This is a genomic window from Ruegeria sp. HKCCA4812 (assembly GCF_013034245.1).
GTDB lineage: Bacteria > Pseudomonadota > Alphaproteobacteria > Rhodobacterales > Rhodobacteraceae > Ruegeria.
In genome coordinates this window covers 242375-257326 of the sequence record NZ_WQFQ01000002.1, presented here as the reverse complement: position 1 = coordinate 257326, position 14952 = coordinate 242375, and the positions used below count along the sequence as shown (strand labels likewise).

At 57.1% G+C, this 14952-nt stretch carries 14 protein-coding genes, 1 pseudogene and 1 riboswitch; of the genes and pseudogenes, 7 read left to right on the top strand and 8 right to left on the bottom strand.

Features of this window, described 5'->3' with window-relative positions:
- Window positions 1-4 precede the first annotated feature (4 nt).
- The 8 genes and pseudogenes from GOW04_RS08650 to GOW04_RS08625 all read right to left on the bottom strand — a co-directional run bounded on the left by GOW04_RS08650 (window position 5) and on the right by GOW04_RS08625 (window position 6535).
- Window positions 5-778, bottom strand: coding sequence for an ABC transporter ATP-binding protein (locus tag GOW04_RS08650; protein WP_171119227.1), 774 nt, complete (start codon window positions 776-778; stop codon window positions 5-7).
- Window positions 775-1131: a DUF1636 domain-containing protein gene (locus tag GOW04_RS08645; RefSeq protein ID WP_171232247.1), complete on the bottom strand. Its 357-nt coding sequence runs from the start codon at window positions 1129-1131 to the stop codon at window positions 775-777. The genes GOW04_RS08650 and GOW04_RS08645 overlap by 4 nt, the downstream gene beginning before the upstream one ends.
- 97 nt (window positions 1132-1228) lie before the next feature.
- Window positions 1229-1426, bottom strand: a riboswitch (cobalamin riboswitch).
- Window positions 1427-1526: 100 nt separating this feature from the next.
- Entirely contained in the window at window positions 1527-1892 is a 366-nt protein-coding gene (locus tag GOW04_RS22220; RefSeq protein ID WP_371814372.1) for a D-lyxose/D-mannose family sugar isomerase, read from the bottom strand.
- A gap of 77 nt (window positions 1893-1969) precedes the next feature.
- Complete coding sequence (locus GOW04_RS22215) at window positions 1970-2089, bottom strand: D-lyxose/D-mannose family sugar isomerase (protein ID WP_371814371.1); 120 nt, start codon at window positions 2087-2089, stop codon at window positions 1970-1972.
- Window positions 2090-2207: 118 nt separating this feature from the next.
- Window positions 2208-3134, bottom strand: a complete 927-nt coding sequence (locus GOW04_RS08635; RefSeq protein ID WP_171232246.1) for a carbohydrate kinase — start codon at window positions 3132-3134, stop codon at window positions 2208-2210.
- Window positions 3135-3173: 39 nt separating this feature from the next.
- Window positions 3174-4223, bottom strand: coding sequence for an ROK family protein (locus GOW04_RS21910; protein WP_254430116.1), 1050 nt, complete (start codon window positions 4221-4223; stop codon window positions 3174-3176).
- A pseudogene (locus GOW04_RS21905) lies at window positions 4200-5501 on the bottom strand (GH1 family beta-glucosidase); the annotation flags it as partial. The gene GOW04_RS21910 and the pseudogene GOW04_RS21905, both read right to left, overlap by 24 nt.
- On the bottom strand, window positions 5498-6535 hold the full coding sequence (locus GOW04_RS08625; protein WP_171232244.1) for a LacI family DNA-binding transcriptional regulator: 1038 nt from the start codon (window positions 6533-6535) through the stop codon (window positions 5498-5500). The pseudogene GOW04_RS21905 and the gene GOW04_RS08625, both read right to left, overlap by 4 nt.
- 220 nt (window positions 6536-6755) lie before the next feature.
- Here GOW04_RS08625 and GOW04_RS08620 point away from each other — a divergent pair, with 220 nt between their 5' ends.
- The 7 genes from GOW04_RS08620 to GOW04_RS08590 all read left to right on the top strand — a co-directional run bounded on the left by GOW04_RS08620 (window position 6756) and on the right by GOW04_RS08590 (window position 14947).
- A complete protein-coding gene (locus GOW04_RS08620) occupies window positions 6756-8114 on the top strand; it encodes an ABC transporter substrate-binding protein (protein WP_171232243.1) in 1359 nt (452 codons plus the stop codon).
- Between the two features lie 55 nt (window positions 8115-8169).
- Window positions 8170-9177: a carbohydrate ABC transporter permease gene (locus GOW04_RS08615; RefSeq protein WP_171232242.1), complete on the top strand. Its 1008-nt coding sequence runs from the start codon at window positions 8170-8172 to the stop codon at window positions 9175-9177.
- Between the two features lie 3 nt (window positions 9178-9180).
- Window positions 9181-10329, top strand: a complete 1149-nt coding sequence (locus GOW04_RS08610; protein WP_171232241.1) for a carbohydrate ABC transporter permease — start codon at window positions 9181-9183, stop codon at window positions 10327-10329.
- Between the two features lie 9 nt (window positions 10330-10338).
- Window positions 10339-11994 carry an alpha-glucosidase gene (locus GOW04_RS08605; RefSeq protein ID WP_171232240.1) on the top strand — a complete coding sequence of 552 codons (1656 nt, stop codon included), beginning with the start codon at window positions 10339-10341 and terminating at the stop codon, window positions 11992-11994.
- Window positions 11995-11997: 3 nt separating this feature from the next.
- Window positions 11998-13080: an ABC transporter ATP-binding protein gene (locus GOW04_RS08600; RefSeq protein WP_171232239.1), complete on the top strand. Its 1083-nt coding sequence runs from the start codon at window positions 11998-12000 to the stop codon at window positions 13078-13080.
- A 71-nt stretch (window positions 13081-13151) separates the two neighbouring features.
- Window positions 13152-13901 carry a sugar phosphate isomerase/epimerase gene (locus tag GOW04_RS08595; protein ID WP_171232238.1) on the top strand — a complete coding sequence of 250 codons (750 nt, stop codon included), beginning with the start codon at window positions 13152-13154 and terminating at the stop codon, window positions 13899-13901.
- The gene (locus tag GOW04_RS08590) at window positions 13901-14947 is read left to right on the top strand and encodes a LacI family DNA-binding transcriptional regulator (RefSeq protein WP_171232237.1); all 1047 of its coding nucleotides are present in this window, start codon (window positions 13901-13903) and stop codon (window positions 14945-14947) included. The genes GOW04_RS08595 and GOW04_RS08590 overlap by 1 nt, the downstream gene beginning before the upstream one ends.
- Window positions 14948-14952: the final 5 nt, after the last annotated feature.

The window sequence follows — 14952 nt, the reverse complement described above, 5'->3', positions numbered from 1 at the left end:
GTTATTATGACAGTTTCCGTTTTCGGATATCCAGTGCGGGGATCATGCGGCCTTCGTGCTGAAAGCACAGATAATCCACGCCGAATGTCTCACGTACCCGGTCTGGGGTCAGAACTTCGACAACAGGCCCGAACCCCGTCAGACGCGTGGCTTTCATCAGCGCCACATGGGTGGCGAATTCCGGGATCATGACCAGATCATGGACGATCATGACGACCGTTACCCCCAGATCAGCAACCAGAGACAGCATGTGCCCCTTGGCATCGGGGTCCAGATGGTTGGTTGGCTCGTCTAGAAACAGCAAGGACGGGTTCTGGGCCAACGCGCGCGCGATATGTGCGCGCTGACGTTCTCCGCCGGACAGTTGACCCATCGTTTTGTTGGCAAAATGCGACAGCTCGGTCGTCGTCAGAACCCGTTCCAGATCAGCCTTGTGCTGAGCCATCGAACGTTCGCCCTGAATCGGGATTTGCCCCAGCGCAACATAATCTTGCAGGCGCATCCGCCCGTCAGGCATTTCCTGCTGCCCGACCACAGCAATGGAGCGGGCACGTTGGCGGGCGGACAGGGTCCGAAGGCTTTGGCCTTCTATCCAAACATCACCCAAGATAACCCGTTCGATCCCGCACAGCAGTTTCAGCAGAGTGGTCTTGCCGGCGCCGTTAGGCCCGGCGATTGCCAGAATTGATCCTTCTTCCAGACGAAAGGACACATCCTGCAACAGGATATCGCCATTAAGAGCATAGTACTCCAAATTCTCGGCAACCAGAAAACTCATGAAGCGCCACCGGACGGCAATGCGGGTATTCGCGACAAGGTCTTTGCGAAAAGGGCAGGGGGGCGGTCCGAGGCGCTGGTCCAGCCATCGTCACTGTCGCCGAACTGGGTCGCGAATTCGACCAGGGCGGACAGGTCGTGTGATGTCGTGATATCGCCAAACAGGTACTGCGCTTTTCCCGGGGCCTGAAATCCGACGGTCATGGCCCGTTCACAACCTGCCATGCACGCCACCATTCGGGTTTCAAAACCGTCAGGCAACCGGGCATTCAGCACGTCTTGCGCGGCCTCGGCAGACATCGCCCCCTGACATGTTGAACAGATCAGAACAAAGTGATCAGAATAGCAGGTCATAGCCATCTCCGTCGTTTGCCAGACGCAGACAGAGGGCACATACCCAGATATTACGCAAACGCGCCATCAAGCCTCCTTCCGAGACGCCCCGCCTCGGGTTGGTTCATAGTGCGATGGCAGGTCTCCTGACTTGCGGGTCGTTGCTTGGCCGACCTTCCCAACCCATGCGGGTCAGTGGTGAAGTGGCGTCGCTCACCGCTTACAGTTGCGGGGGCAGTCACGGACTTGGCACATTCCAGTGCCGCACCGTGTTCCCATTTTCATCCCTTATGGAACCATCCCGCTCAGCTAGTCCGGCAATGCCAGACTTGTCAAGCGGCAGACGAAGGCGTTGGTAGATGGAATTGCGACAGCTGACCCAGCTGTCCTGCTGCGCCAGCCCGGACCGAACGGTGTCAATAGTCTGATACAAGAAGGAAATCCGGTTCGGAATCTTTCTCGACCTTTGAAAACCGTGGAATTGGCTTTTCAAACCCAATGTCGGTGCGGTCGTTATTCACGGTCGATACCTCGCCAATAAGGCAATCGCCGCGCTCGGCCCAAAAAGCGTGCCAGATGCCGGGCATCAGAGTTACGCTTTGCCTCGGCTTCAGCCGCACGTACTCTTGGGGTTGCAAGGTTACAGGGCAGGCATCGCTGGGGACCGTCACCGGGTTGTCGCGGTCGACGCCACCGTTTGGATCCGACGCATGAATTTCCAGAACGAGATCGCCGCCGCCCCGGTTGATGATGTCTTCTGCCTTGATAATATGCCGGTGCATCGGAGAAAGCTGATTGTCTTTAAAGATCAACAGTTTTCTGCACAGAGCATCCCACGCCCGGATTTCAGATCCTTCGTCTAACCATTGCGTAGAGTGAACGGGAATAGGCAATGTTCGTCGAAATGGCCTTGTGCGTAATTGGTAATGTTCCATCCCAGCCTGCGGCTGCGGACAGTTTCGACCAAAGAGATGCGCATTTTCTCGGGCGATCAATCCGCAAAGAGCGGCTACGCGGCGCCGAAAGATTGAATGAACGTCTGGGCCTAGGGCTTGATGTGGTTGATTTCGGATCGTTTCATCATGCCATCCAGCAGATCAAAGTTCGTGCGCCCAAGGGGGTTCCGCCCCGGCTCGGGAAACGGTCACGGCCGCGACGTCAGCGCCCAGTTCCATGGCTGCTTGCAGGCTTTCAACCGTCAATCCGCGCAGACCTGACTTGGTCAGATGCCCTGCGCGGCTGAGCTCGGTCAGAACGCCGGCGTTGAACGTGTCACCTGCGCCGATCGTATCGACCACTTCAACGGGTTTCACAGGAACCGAGACTTCGGAACCATCCGCCAGGTAACCGTGCGCCCCGTCACTGCCACGCGTGACGATGACAACGGAAGGACCCGCCTGCAACAGCACAGACGCTTTTGCGGATTCGGCTTCAGCGCCCGGAATGATCCAGTCCAGGTCCTCGTCTGAAACCTTGACGATATCCGCACGCGAGATCATGCGGTTCAAACGCGTCCGAAATCGGGTTTGATCCTTGATGAAATCCGGGCGGATATTCGGGTCCAGCATCACTGCCCGGTCGGAACCGTGGCGGTCCAGAAGGGCGGCATAGGCATCTGCGCAAGGTTCACACGCAAGGCTGATTCCACCGAGATACAGGGCAGAGACGGCAGGAAGCTGATCGGGCATGTCTTCGGGCAGCAACATCCGGCCCGCGGTGTTTTCATCGACAAAGCTGTAAGTCGCGTGTCCATCCGAGAGCTGCACAAAGGCAAGCGTGGTGGGACGGTCCGAGATGATCACATGTGTCGTGTCCACATGGCTCGCTTTCAGCGCATCGATCAGTTGTTGGCCGAACATGTCCGATGACAAACCTGTCAGCATCCCAACCGGAACACCCAGACGTCCCATCGCGACGGCTGTGTTCAGAACCGCACCACCAGTATGTGGCACAAAACCAATTGCGCCCGATGCGGTCGGTTCTGAAATCATATCTATCAGCGCTTCACCACAGCACAGGATCATGTCTTGGTCCTTTTTGGTAAGAAACTTCGGTTAGTCTGGTTATTGTCTCAGCGCGTTCTTGCAGAAGTTGTTTGCGCCGATGATCCCGAACTCTGCCTGTTCGGACACGTATAGGTTCAGGGAGCGGCGTAAATCGCTGAAGCGGCCGCCGCCGTTGAACGCATCCTTGAAGTTGTCACTGAATAGCCAGCGGTTCTTCTCGGCAACGCCGCCGACAAGGAAAACGCCCCCCTCCGGCATCAAGGTGACCGCCAGATCACCCATCAAGGCACCCAGATGGGTGGTAAAAATCTGCGCGGCTTTTTCGGCGACCAGATCGGTGCCGTTGCGGGCATCGTTCAGAATGTCCTTTGCAGAGCGCGCCTGAGTTCGCGCTTGACCGGCTGCCAATTCAACCGCCTGATACAGGATCGGCAGGCCGGTTCCGCTTAGGAACATTTCTGCTTCCAGCGCCAGGCTGTCCCCAAAGAAGCAACCCGGTGCGATGCGACGTGCCGCCTCAAAGATATCAACTTCGTCGCGATGGCGCGGGTACAGGCCCACGTGCCCGCCTTCGCCGGAAACCGTGTGATACCTGCCTTCGGAATATAGCAACGCACCAACGCCAAGCCCGGTTCCGGGCCCTACAACCAGCCGTGTGCCTGCGGGCGGCGTTGCCTGACCCTGCAAGACCGCAACATCCGACCGGGTCACCTCGGCCACCGACCACGCCGCAGCGGTGAAATCATTTATGACAAAGGTGCGCTCTGCTCCTGTTGCTTTCGCCAACTCGGTTTCCGAAAGATCCAGGTTTGCATTTGTCAGCTGAATCGTTCCGTCCCTGACCGGCCCGGCTCCGGCTGCTACGACGGCCTGTGGGTTGGTTCCGATCTCGTCCCTAAGGTCATGGAACGCCTCCAGCAGGTCTTCCAATGTACCTGTCGGGTGTTTCCGAAGGTCTGCCAATTCTCCGTTCGTGACGACGCCCAGACGTGTGTTCGTACCGCCGATATCCGCGACCAGATTCCAATGCTCATGCACGGCACCGAATGGTTGCGCTAACGGCTGAGAGACGCTCTGACCCCCGGACAGGGCGGATTTCAGCGCCATGAAAGACGCTTTGGGCGTTCTCGCAAGTGTTTCGAAATCCACGTCCACCAGTCCAAACCTCTTCTCGTACCCGAAGGCCCATTCATAATTGTCCAGCAGCGACCAGACAAAATAGCCATTCACCGGAACACCTTGTGCCAAAGCGTCCAGCACGGCCGCAAGGTGCTTGTCGAGATAATCGATACGATCATCGTCCCGCACGCGCTCCTCACTCGCCATACCGTTTTCGGTGATATAGATTGGCAGCGCCCCCGTATAGTCTTTCCGTGTTCTGACAAGAAAGCGGGTGAGGGCAGAGGGATCGATTTCCCATCCCATCTGCGTTTTGGGTAACGGTCCGGGAACCTCTTGCAGGCTGGGCCAGGCGGCGTCCGCCGGGGCAATCAATTTTCGGGTATAGTAGTTCAACCCGCACCAATCGACCTGTGTGCCGATGGTTTCAAAGTCGTTCTGCCAGCTCTTGGGCAAGTGTGGCTCCAACCCCTCCAGGGCTGTTTGGGGATATTCCTTGTTGAAAACACCGCCAAGGAAGAATCGGTTGTAGATCGCATCGTAGCGATCTGCCGCAAGCCGCGCTTCCGCGCTGTCATCCGCGGGCTCGGACCATTCGAGGTTGAACACGGCACCCAGATTGCCCATCCCAAGACTGCGCATGGCCTGAATCGCCCGCCCGTGGGCCAACAAAACGTGATGCATCGCCCGGGCGGCGGCGCGGATATCGCGCAGACCGGGCGCATGGTGGCCTTCAAAATGGCTCAGCCAACTGACACACCAGGGTTCGTTGATCGGCGCGGCACTGAACATCCGGTCTCCGATCCGACCCATGATGACCTGCGTATAATCCGCGAACCAATCCGCGATATCGCGATTGCACCATCCGCCCTGATCCGCAAGCGCTGACGGCAATTCCCAATGATAAAGCGTCACACAGGGGCGGATACCGCGTTCCAGCAGGGCGTCCGCCAATCGGTCATAATAGTCCAGCCCGGCCTGATTGACCTGACCACGCCCGTCCGGCAGCACGCGTGCCCAGCTGGTCGAAAAACGATAACAGTCAAACCCGGCCTCGCGCACCAGATCGAAATCCTGCTCGAACCGGTTCAGGTGATCGCAGGCGACGTCTCCGTTTTCCCCGCGCACCACGTTGCCTGGCGACGCCGCAAAGGTATCCCAATGAGTTCGCCCCGCCCCGCCCTGCGCGTGGCCTTCAATCTGGTACGCAGAGGTGGCAACACCAAAGAGAAAATCTTTGGGAAAATCAGCGCGTGCGTGTTTCATGGTTGCACCCTGTTGGTCGCAGGGCCGGTTGACCTGCCAACGACCAGCTCGGCCTCCAGCAGCCGGGTTTTGACGGGATCATTCGGGGATTTGATGCGCTGGATCAACATGTCAGCCGCCATTTCACCCGCCTGACGGACGGATGAGCGCGTTGCCGTGAAAATCGGAACATCCTGCCCGTTCTTCAAATAGGACAGGTCGTCGTCATGGGCGATCACTGACACATCCGTACCCATCTCAAGCCCGTTTTCGGACAGCGCACGCCGCACACCGATGGCGGATATCATCGACGAACACAGAATCGCAGTCGGAGGGGTGTCCAGGCGCAACATGTTCTGCGTCTCGTGATGGCCGTAAACCTCTGTCATTTCAGCGCTGCGCATCAGATCGGCATCGGGCGCAAGCCCGGCCTGACCAAGCGCCTCAAGATATCCGTCGCGGCGGCGTTGGGCAAAATCCATATCTTCCAGACCGTTGATCAGAGCGATACGGCGATGGCCAAGGTCAATCAGAAAGCGTGTGGCGCGCATGAACGAACTTTTGTTGTTGACGTCGATCCAGTCATATTGCGCGTCGACGCCGGTCGACCGTCCGTGCACGATGAATGGGACGCCCATGCGGGTCAGGACTTCGATCCGTGGTTCGTTCACTTTGGGGCCTTGCAGCACGACTCCGTCCACCGCGCCGCGCTGAAAAAGACTCCGATACGCTTCTTCAATCGAAGTGTCGTCGGCATTGGTGAACATCATGTCATAGCCATGTTCAGCGTATTTCTTTGCGGCACCGGCGACGAAGTCTCCGAAGATCGGGTTGACCATTTCATGCCGGGACGAGCTGGGAATGACGTGGCCGATCACCATCGATCGTCCGGTCGCAAGCCCCTTGGCGCGACTGTTCGGCCGGTACCCGTGTTTGCGCGCCGCGGCTTGAACGCGCGCACGTGTGTCCTCGCTCACTTCGGGGTACCCGTTCAGCGCCCGGCTGACCGTAGTTTGCGAAAGGCCCAGAACTTCCGAGAGCTGCTTCAGGTTCATATTACGATTCAAAGCGCCTTCAATTGAGTGGCTCTTTTTTGTTTTGTGAGCAAATACGGCATCCGTCAACTTGTTTTGCGTTGAAAGCAGAAAATATAATTTATTTTGGCGCTGGGAAGCAAAATATTGACAGGGCGCCAATGTTAGCGGATAACACACATCATCCAAAGCGCTTTGAAAGCGAGTCTTTGAATACATGAAAGCTTGGGAGGAGGATTTGATGAAACACGGGCTTTACGCAGGTGCGGCGGCACTCGCCCTGATGGCCGGATCAGTTCAGGCAGAGGGTGAGATGATCCATGCCGTCGGCGAGGGCAGTTTTGACTGGGATGGGTTTCAGGCCTTTGCCGAAGCGAATGATCTGTCCGGCGAAAGCCTGACCATTTTCGGCCCCTGGCTGGCTGGCGAGGGCAAGTCCTTCGAAAACCTCGTGGCCTATTTCGATGAGGCAACAGGCGCGAATTCCAGCTATGTGGGTTCGGATTCTCTGGAACAGCAGATCCTGATTGATGCGGCCGCAGGCTCGGCGCCGAATCTGACTGTTTTCCCGCAGCCTGGTCTGGCGGCAAACCTCGCAAAACAGGGCTATCTGACGCCATTGGCCGAAGGCACTGCGGACTGGATCAAGGAAAACTTCGCTGCGGGTCAATCCTGGGTCGATCTGGGTACGTTTGAAAACGCAGAAGGGTCTGACGATTTTTACGGGTTCTTCTTCAATGTGAACGTCAAATCGCTGGTTTGGTACGTGCCCGAAAATTTCGAAGACTTTGGGTATGAAGTGCCCGAAACCATGGAAGAGTTCAAAGCTCTGATGGATCAGATGGTCGAGGACGGCGAAACGCCCTTGTGCGTCGGTCTGGCCTCGGGCGGCGCAACGGGTTGGCCTGCGACGGACTGGGTCGAGGATCTTATGCTGCGTACGCAACCACCTGAAGTCTATGACCAATGGGTGTCGAACGAAATGAAGTTCAATGATCCCCGCGTCATAGCCGCGATTGAGGAATATGGCAGCTTTACCCGCAATGACGACTATGTGGTGGGTGACGCAGACGACACAGCGGCAATCGATTTCCGTGACAGCCCCAAAGGTCTTTTCGATAGCCCGCCCGCTTGCATGATGCATCGTCAGGCTTCGTTTATTCCCGCCTATTTTCCGGAAGGCACCGAATTGGGGGTGGATGCTGATTTCTTCTACTTCCCGGCTTATGCCGAAAAAGATTTGGGGACACCGGTACTTGGGGCCGGGACATTGTTCACAATCACCAACCCAAACCCCGCAGCCGAAGCCTTTCTGGAGTTCCTCAAGACACCTTTCGCCCATGAGATCATGATGTCGCAGGATGGTTTCCTGACGCCCCATCTGGGTGCAGACCCGGCGAACTATTCGAATGATGCACAGCGGGGGCAGGGCGAAATTCTGACCAACGCAACGACCTTCCGCTTTGACGGGTCCGACCTGATGCCCGGTGCGGTCGGGGCGGGTACGTTTTGGACCGGGATGGTCGATTACTCGTCGGGTGCAAAAGATGCAGCCACCGTGGCACGTGAAATCCAGGCGTCCTGGGACGCAATCAAGTGACCAACTCATGGGGCGGTCCTGAGGCCGCCCCGTTTGCCAAACGGATGGGCGTATCATGACACCCGCACTACAAGGCCTGCTGACGATCGCCATCGGCGTGTCGGGTTGCGTGGGCTACTTCTATCTTTCCAACCAGTTTCTGGACAAAGTCCTGTTTCCGCCGCGCGGGCCAAATGCGGGCCGAAACATCAATCGGGCGAACTTGATCCGCCCGTGGTTGTTCCTGTTCCCGGCGCTTGCTGCATTGGGGCTGTATCTGGCGTATCCGGTGGTTGAAACCTTGCGCCTTTCGCTTACGGAACGCGTGCCCGGTGGCGGATACCGCTGGGTTGGCCTGGACAACTATTCCCAAATGGCGGCCGAGCCGAAGTTTTGGGAAGCCATGCGCAACAACATGTTCTGGCTGATCGTCGTGCCGGCCATGTCAACGGCTTTTGGTCTTCTCGTGGCGCAACTGACCGACCGCATCCTCTGGGGGAACTTTGCCAAATCCTTGATTTTCATGCCGATGGCCATTTCATTTGTTGGTGCATCGGTGATCTGGAAACTGGTTTATGATGCGCGACCAGCGGAACAGGACCAGATAGGCATCCTGAACGCGCTGTACATCTTCTTCGGCGGAACCGAACCCAACACGTGGTTAACAATCCCTTTCTGGAACAGTTTCTTTCTGATGGTTGTCCTGATCTGGATACAGACGGGTTTCGCGATGGTCATCCTGTCGGCGGCCTTGCGCGGTATTCCCGAAGAAACCATCGAGGCGGCCATTTTGGATGGGGCCAATCCCTTTCAGATCTTCTTCAAGATCAAGGTACCGCAGATCAAAACCACGATCCTTGTTGTTTGGACGACGATTACGATCACCGTTCTCAAAGTGTTCGACATCGTCTTTGCCATGACCAACGGCCAGTGGGAGACGCAGGTGCTGGCAAACTACATGTACGACAAGCTTTTCCGGGCCAATGACTGGGGCGTCGGATCCGCCTCGGCCATGGTGATCATGTTGCTTGTTACGCCGATCCTCGTCTGGAACGTGCGTAACGCGCGCAAGGAGATGGAGTAAGCCATGAGCGATATCGCCGGAACCAAACCCGCGCTCAGATGGGTGGTGCATCTGTCAGTCGTCTTTCTTGTGACCCTTTGGGTCATCCCTACGCTTGGCTTGTTGATTTCGTCTTTTCGGACGGCAGATCAGATATCGTCCAGCGGCTGGTGGCGGTCGCTGTTTCCCTCTGAACAAAACCTGACGCTTCGCAGTGCCGCGCCCGAGACGCAGGTGCTGGAAAACGGAGTGTATGTCATTCAGGGGGCGTTGTTCGGCGAAGATGAGCAAGCAACGATTTCCAGATGGGGTATCAGTTCGCGCGAGGTTGATGCATTTGAACCGGGCCAAACAGCCGAGCTGCGCCGAGGTGGTACGATCACGGTGGATGCGGCGGGCAACTATCGGATGGAAAACGCTGAGGAATTCACCGGGAAACGTGGCGCGCGCATCTTCGTAACAGCGGAACTGCCACCCGAGTTCACTTTGGAAAACTACCGAAAGGTTCTTCTGGATCAAAGCAGTACGGACAGCATGGCCAAGGCGTTCTTCAACACGCTGACGGTGACCATCCCTGCAACAATCATCCCGATTCTGGTTGCTGCCTTTGCGGCTTATGCGCTGGCATGGATGGAGTTTCCCGGGCGCGCCCTGCTGATCGCGGCCGTTGTTGGCCTTTTGGTCGTTCCGCTTCAATTGGCCTTGATCCCGTTGCTGAAATTTCACCTCAATATCGGGATCGGCAAAGGCTATCTGGGAGTCTGGCTTGCGCATACAGGCTTTGGGATGCCCTTGGCGATTTACCTGCTGCGCAACTACATGGCCGGATTGCCGCGTGATCTGATCGAAAACGCCCGCGTCGATGGCGCCACCGAGTTTCAGATCTTTACCAAACTGATCCTGCCACTCAGCTTCCCGGCGCTGGCGTCTTTCGCGATTTTCCAGTTCCTGTGGACATGGAATGACCTGCTTGTTGCCAAGGTTTTCCTGATCGACGCGACCGGCCAGACAACCGTGATGACGAACCGCATCGTCGAGCTGCTGGGCACACGTGGCGGCAATTGGGAAATCCTTGCGACCGCTGCCTTTGTCTCGATCTTCGTGCCGCTGGTCGTCTTCTTCGCAATGCAAAAATACCTGGTCCGGGGCCTGTTGGCCGGATCTGTCAAATAGAGGCGTCTGATGAACGTGCAGAACAACTTTGTACACAGCAATGCAACGAAACTGTCTTCGGATTGGTGGCGCGGTGGTGTGATCTATCAGATCTACCCACGCAGTTTTCAGGACAGCAACGGGGATGGAATCGGTGATCTGAAGGGCATCACTGCGCGGCTGGATTACATCGCCTCGCTGGGCGTTGATGCAATTTGGATCTCGCCGTTTTTCAAATCGCCGATGAAGGATTTTGGTTACGACGTCAGCGATTACCGCGATGTCGACCCCATGTTCGGGTCGCTGGCGGATTTCAAAGAGCTTTTGGATCAGGCCCATGCCAAGGGTCTGAGGATCATGATTGATCTGGTTCTGTCGCATACATCCGATCAGCACCCTTGGTTCATCGAAAGCCGCAGCAGTCGTGAAAACCCGAAATCCGATTGGTATGTTTGGGCGGATCCCAAACCGGATGGCACGCCACCGAACAACTGGCTTTCTATCTTCGGCGGCTCGGCCTGGCAATGGGATGCCCGACGGCTGCAATATTATCTGCACAACTTCCTGACATCGCAGCCGGATCTGAATTTCCACTGCCCGGATGTTCAGGATGCGTTGCTGGACGTGGCGCGGTTCTGGCTTGATTTGGGGGTGGATGGCTTTCGGCTGGATACCATCAATTTCTATTTCCACGACAAGGCGCTTCGCGACAATCCTGCGCTGCCGATGGATCAACGCAACGCCACGATCGCACCGGCCGTGAACCCCTACAACCATCAGGACCACCTGTTTTCAAAAAGCCAGCCCGAGAACATCGCCTTCCTTGAAAGACTGCGGGCCTTGACGGACGAATATGAAGGCCGGGCTTGTCTGGGCGAGGTCGGAGATGCGCAGCGTGGGCTAGAGATCATGGGCGAATACACATCCGGGGATAAGCGGATGCACATGTGTTATGCCTTCGAGTTCCTGGAAAAACGTGCATTGACCGCCACTTACACAAAGCACGTTTTTGACCAGCTGGAAGCGAAGGCAGGTGACGCATGGCCATGTTGGGCATTTTCCAACCACGACGTGCAACGTCACGTCTCGCGCTGGAATTTGGATGTCGCGGCAGCCCGCCAGCACGCGGTTCTCATGATGTGCCTGCGCGGCTCTGCCTGCCTGTATCAGGGCGAGGAGTTGGGCCTGCACGAAGCGGATGTGCCGTTCGAGAAACTGCAAGACCCCTATGGCATCGAGTTCTGGCCCGAATACAAGGGCCGCGACGGCTGCCGCACACCGATGGTTTGGGCAGCACAAGATGAACAATCGGGTTTCAGCACCGCAGAGCCCTGGCTGCCGGTAAGCGCACAGCAGGCCGGGCAGGCGGTGGACCGATTGGAGGCGGATCCAAGCTCGATGTTGAACCACTACCGTCGCGCCATCGCCTTGCGGCATGCGCATCCTGCTTTGGCAAAGGGGGCGCAGACCGGCATGACGGAAACGGGTTCGATTCTGTCTTTTGTGCGTGAGGATTCGCATGAGCAGATATTCTGCGCCTTCAATCTGGGCACGGATTCTGCCGCGTTCAAGCTGCCCGAAGGCAGTTGGCAAGTGATGGGTCAGGACCTAGGCGGTGTCGAAGGAAGCGGCAACGTTGTCCTGAACGCGGCGCAGTTCATCCTGATGTACAGGAAAAAGGGATAAAGCATGTCTGAACTCAACCTCACGGACGTCGCCAAGTCCTATGGCCCTGTCGATGTTTTGAAGAACATCAACCTCGACATCGAACAAGGCGAACTGATCGTTTTTGTCGGTCCTTCCGGATGCGGCAAGTCCACCCTGCTGCGGATGATTGCCGGGTTGGAGAAGATTACAGGCGGCACGCTGGAAATCGAAGGGCAGGTCATGAACGATGTTCCGCCTGCACAGCGGGGCATCGCGATGGTGTTTCAAAGCTATGCCTTGTATCCCCACATGACCGTTCGCGAGAATATGGCTTTTGCCCTGAAAATCGCGAAGATGCCCACGGCCGAGATTGATGCTGCCGTGGACCGTGCCGCTCAAATCCTTCAGCTGGAACCATTCCTGGACCGCCTGCCAAAAGCTCTTTCCGGGGGGCAGCGTCAACGGGTTGCCATCGGGCGCGCGATCGTACGTGACCCAAAGGTGTATCTGTTCGACGAACCCCTCTCGAACCTCGACGCGGCACTTCGGGTGGCCACGCGGATCGAGATCGCGCGTCTGAAAGAGGCCATGCCTGACAGCACCATGATCTACGTGACCCACGATCAGGTCGAGGCGATGACTCTGGCCAGTCGGATCGTGGTATTGGCCGACAAGGGCATCGCGCAGGTCGGGACACCGCTTGAACTGTATGAGGCGCCTGACAACGAGTTTGTTGCGCAGTTCATCGGTTCGCCGTCCATGAACCTGCTGTCCGGCACAATCACCGGAACCGGCGAAATGACCACCGTTGACCTGTCATCAGGCGGGATTGCAAGATCCGCGGTTCCAACCGAAGACAGTGACCTGGGTAAAAAGGTCAATATCGGGGTGCGCCCCGAAGACTTGGCCATGACGGAAGAATCCGCGATTCTGTCCGGCAAGGTGGATTTCACCGAAGCCCTGGGCGAAGTCACGCTGCTGTATTTTGAGAAAACCGATGGTGCGGATGCAGTCATTGCAAAGCTGCCGGGCGTTCAGCGAAACCTGCGTGGCCAGACGGTCTCGGTCACGGCCGCACCGGACAAAGTGCATCTGTTCCACAATGGATTGTCCATGCGCAAATAGCAGCGAAACGCAGTTCTTGACAGAATTGCGTTTTGTGTTTCACCATAATTGAAACGTTTCAATGGTGAAAAATGCGGGTATCGGCGCAGCTTTACACGGTTCGGCAATGCGGTGACCTCTCGGACCAACTGAAGTTGGTTTCCGCTTGCGGGTTTTCGGATATCGAAACCACCGGCCTGCATGACATGACACCGCAAGAGATGGCGCGCATCGTCCATCAATCAGGTCTTAACCTTCGTTCTGCACATTTCGATTGGGAGGAGTTCCACGAGCGTTTCGACGACATCGTTGAAGTACTGCACCTTTTGGAATGCCAGGTGGCGGTCATGCCTTGGCTGGCGCCACAGGCGCGGCCCGGCACTGCCCGGGGATGGAAGGCAGTGTCGGGCCAGTTGTCCGATTGGGCGGATCGACTGAGGGATCACGGCGTCAGCCTGGCCTATCACAACCACGATTTTGATCTGTTCGGGGCGCCGGGAAAAACACCTCTTGAACAGATTCTGGCGCAAGAAAACATCTATTGGCAGCCTGATATCGGTTGGATCGTCGCGGCTGGTCAGAACGCGGCTGACCTGCTGGCGCGCCATGCGGATCGCATCCTGTCTGTTCATGCAAAGGACGTGGATCCGCAGGGCGGATCAGGCGACAGGCGCTGGCGCAATCCGGGTGACGGTGTTGTCGATTGGGACGCCACGATACGAGCCCTTTCAGCCACCAAGTGCACCGACCTTTTCGTCGAGCATGATGAAACCGCCGATCACAGACGCACCTTGCAAACGGGGCGGTCGTTTTTGACTGAACGGCTTGGGGGCATCGGCTGATGGCGCGGGCAACGATCAAATCGATCGCCCGTATGACCGGCTATTCGGTTGGCACGGTTTCAAACGCCCTGCGCGGCGCTTCTTCGGTTAAACGGGAAACGCGGGAAGAGATCCAAAAGGCGGCGTCCGAGCTTGGGTATCGGGTCAATCTGGACGGCTTGAAACTGCGCACCAATAAATCCTACAGGATTGCAGTATTGGTCAGCGTTTCGGGCAGTGCCGCTGAAGAATGGGAGGGTGTGGAGTTTACCCGGATCCTGGCCGGAATATCCGACGCGGTTCAAGGGTCACGCTATGAGTTGAGTGTCTTCAGTGTACGAGATCTTGAAGCCGCATTGCAGACCCTACATTCCATCGTGCAGGAAGGGTTGGCAGACGGCGTGATCTTTTCCGGAACTCGGGTGAATGACCCGCGTATCGCCTATCTGCAAGATGAGAGTTTTCCGTTTGTCACATACGGGATGAGTGACAGTGCCCAACCACATCCTTACGTGGATCTCGACAGTCAGGCTGCTGCTTTTGATGCAACGGCTCGGCTGCTGGCATTGGGGCATAAGCGGATTGCGCTTATCAACCCGCCGGATGACCTGATCTATGCCCGTCAACGTCGCCAGGGATATTCAGATGCTCTGACAGCAGGTAGCATGGAGTTTGACCCGGCCCTTGTTTATCCCGGCCCGACCACGGCGAAGACCGGGCAAAGGGCCTTTGCGGCGCTCATGCGAATGCACAACCGGCCAAGCGCCATCATTTGCGCGAACGAGGCGATGACCCTTGGCGCCTTGTCCGCTGCGGCCGACATGGGCGTTCAGGTCGGCAGGGATGTCGTTGTCATTTCAAACGACGATCTGAAACTTAGCCAGTATTTCATACCCCCGCCCAGCACCTACTATTTGCCGATAGGCGAGACCAGCCGCATGCTTGGGGAATTCATGCTTAAAGCACTGGACGGCGTTGATCCGTCGGAAACGCAAAAAAAGATCAGGGCCACATTGATCGAGCGGCAACCTGACACCCCGGCGCCGGGTATGGCGCAGACCAACTGAGCCAA

Coding starts and splice junctions, on each gene's coding strand:
- GOW04_RS08650 (WP_171119227.1), bottom strand. CDS start 778: ATGAGTTTTCTGGTTGCCGAGAATTTGGAGTACTATGCTCTTAATGGC.
- GOW04_RS08645 (WP_171232247.1), bottom strand. CDS start 1,131: ATGACCTGCTATTCTGATCACTTTGTTCTGATCTGTTCAACATGTCAG.
- GOW04_RS22220 (WP_371814372.1), bottom strand. CDS start 1,892: ATGCACCGGCATATTATCAAGGCAGAAGACATCATCAACCGGGGCGGC.
- GOW04_RS22215 (WP_371814371.1), bottom strand. CDS start 2,089: ATGCGCATCTCTTTGGTCGAAACTGTCCGCAGCCGCAGGCTGGGATGG.
- GOW04_RS08635 (WP_171232246.1), bottom strand. CDS start 3,134: ATGATCCTGTGCTGTGGTGAAGCGCTGATAGATATGATTTCAGAACCG.
- GOW04_RS21910 (WP_254430116.1), bottom strand. CDS start 4,223: ATGGCGCTGAAATCCGCCCTGTCCGGGGGTCAGAGCGTCTCTCAGCCG.
- GOW04_RS08625 (WP_171232244.1), bottom strand. CDS start 6,535: ATGAACCTGAAGCAGCTCTCGGAAGTTCTGGGCCTTTCGCAAACTACG.
- GOW04_RS08620 (WP_171232243.1), top strand. CDS start 6,756: ATGAAACACGGGCTTTACGCAGGTGCGGCGGCACTCGCCCTGATGGCC.
- GOW04_RS08615 (WP_171232242.1), top strand. CDS start 8,170: ATGACACCCGCACTACAAGGCCTGCTGACGATCGCCATCGGCGTGTCG.
- GOW04_RS08610 (WP_171232241.1), top strand. CDS start 9,181: ATGAGCGATATCGCCGGAACCAAACCCGCGCTCAGATGGGTGGTGCAT.
- GOW04_RS08605 (WP_171232240.1), top strand. CDS start 10,339: ATGAACGTGCAGAACAACTTTGTACACAGCAATGCAACGAAACTGTCT.
- GOW04_RS08600 (WP_171232239.1), top strand. CDS start 11,998: ATGTCTGAACTCAACCTCACGGACGTCGCCAAGTCCTATGGCCCTGTC.
- GOW04_RS08595 (WP_171232238.1), top strand. CDS start 13,152: ATGCGGGTATCGGCGCAGCTTTACACGGTTCGGCAATGCGGTGACCTC.
- GOW04_RS08590 (WP_171232237.1), top strand. CDS start 13,901: ATGGCGCGGGCAACGATCAAATCGATCGCCCGTATGACCGGCTATTCG.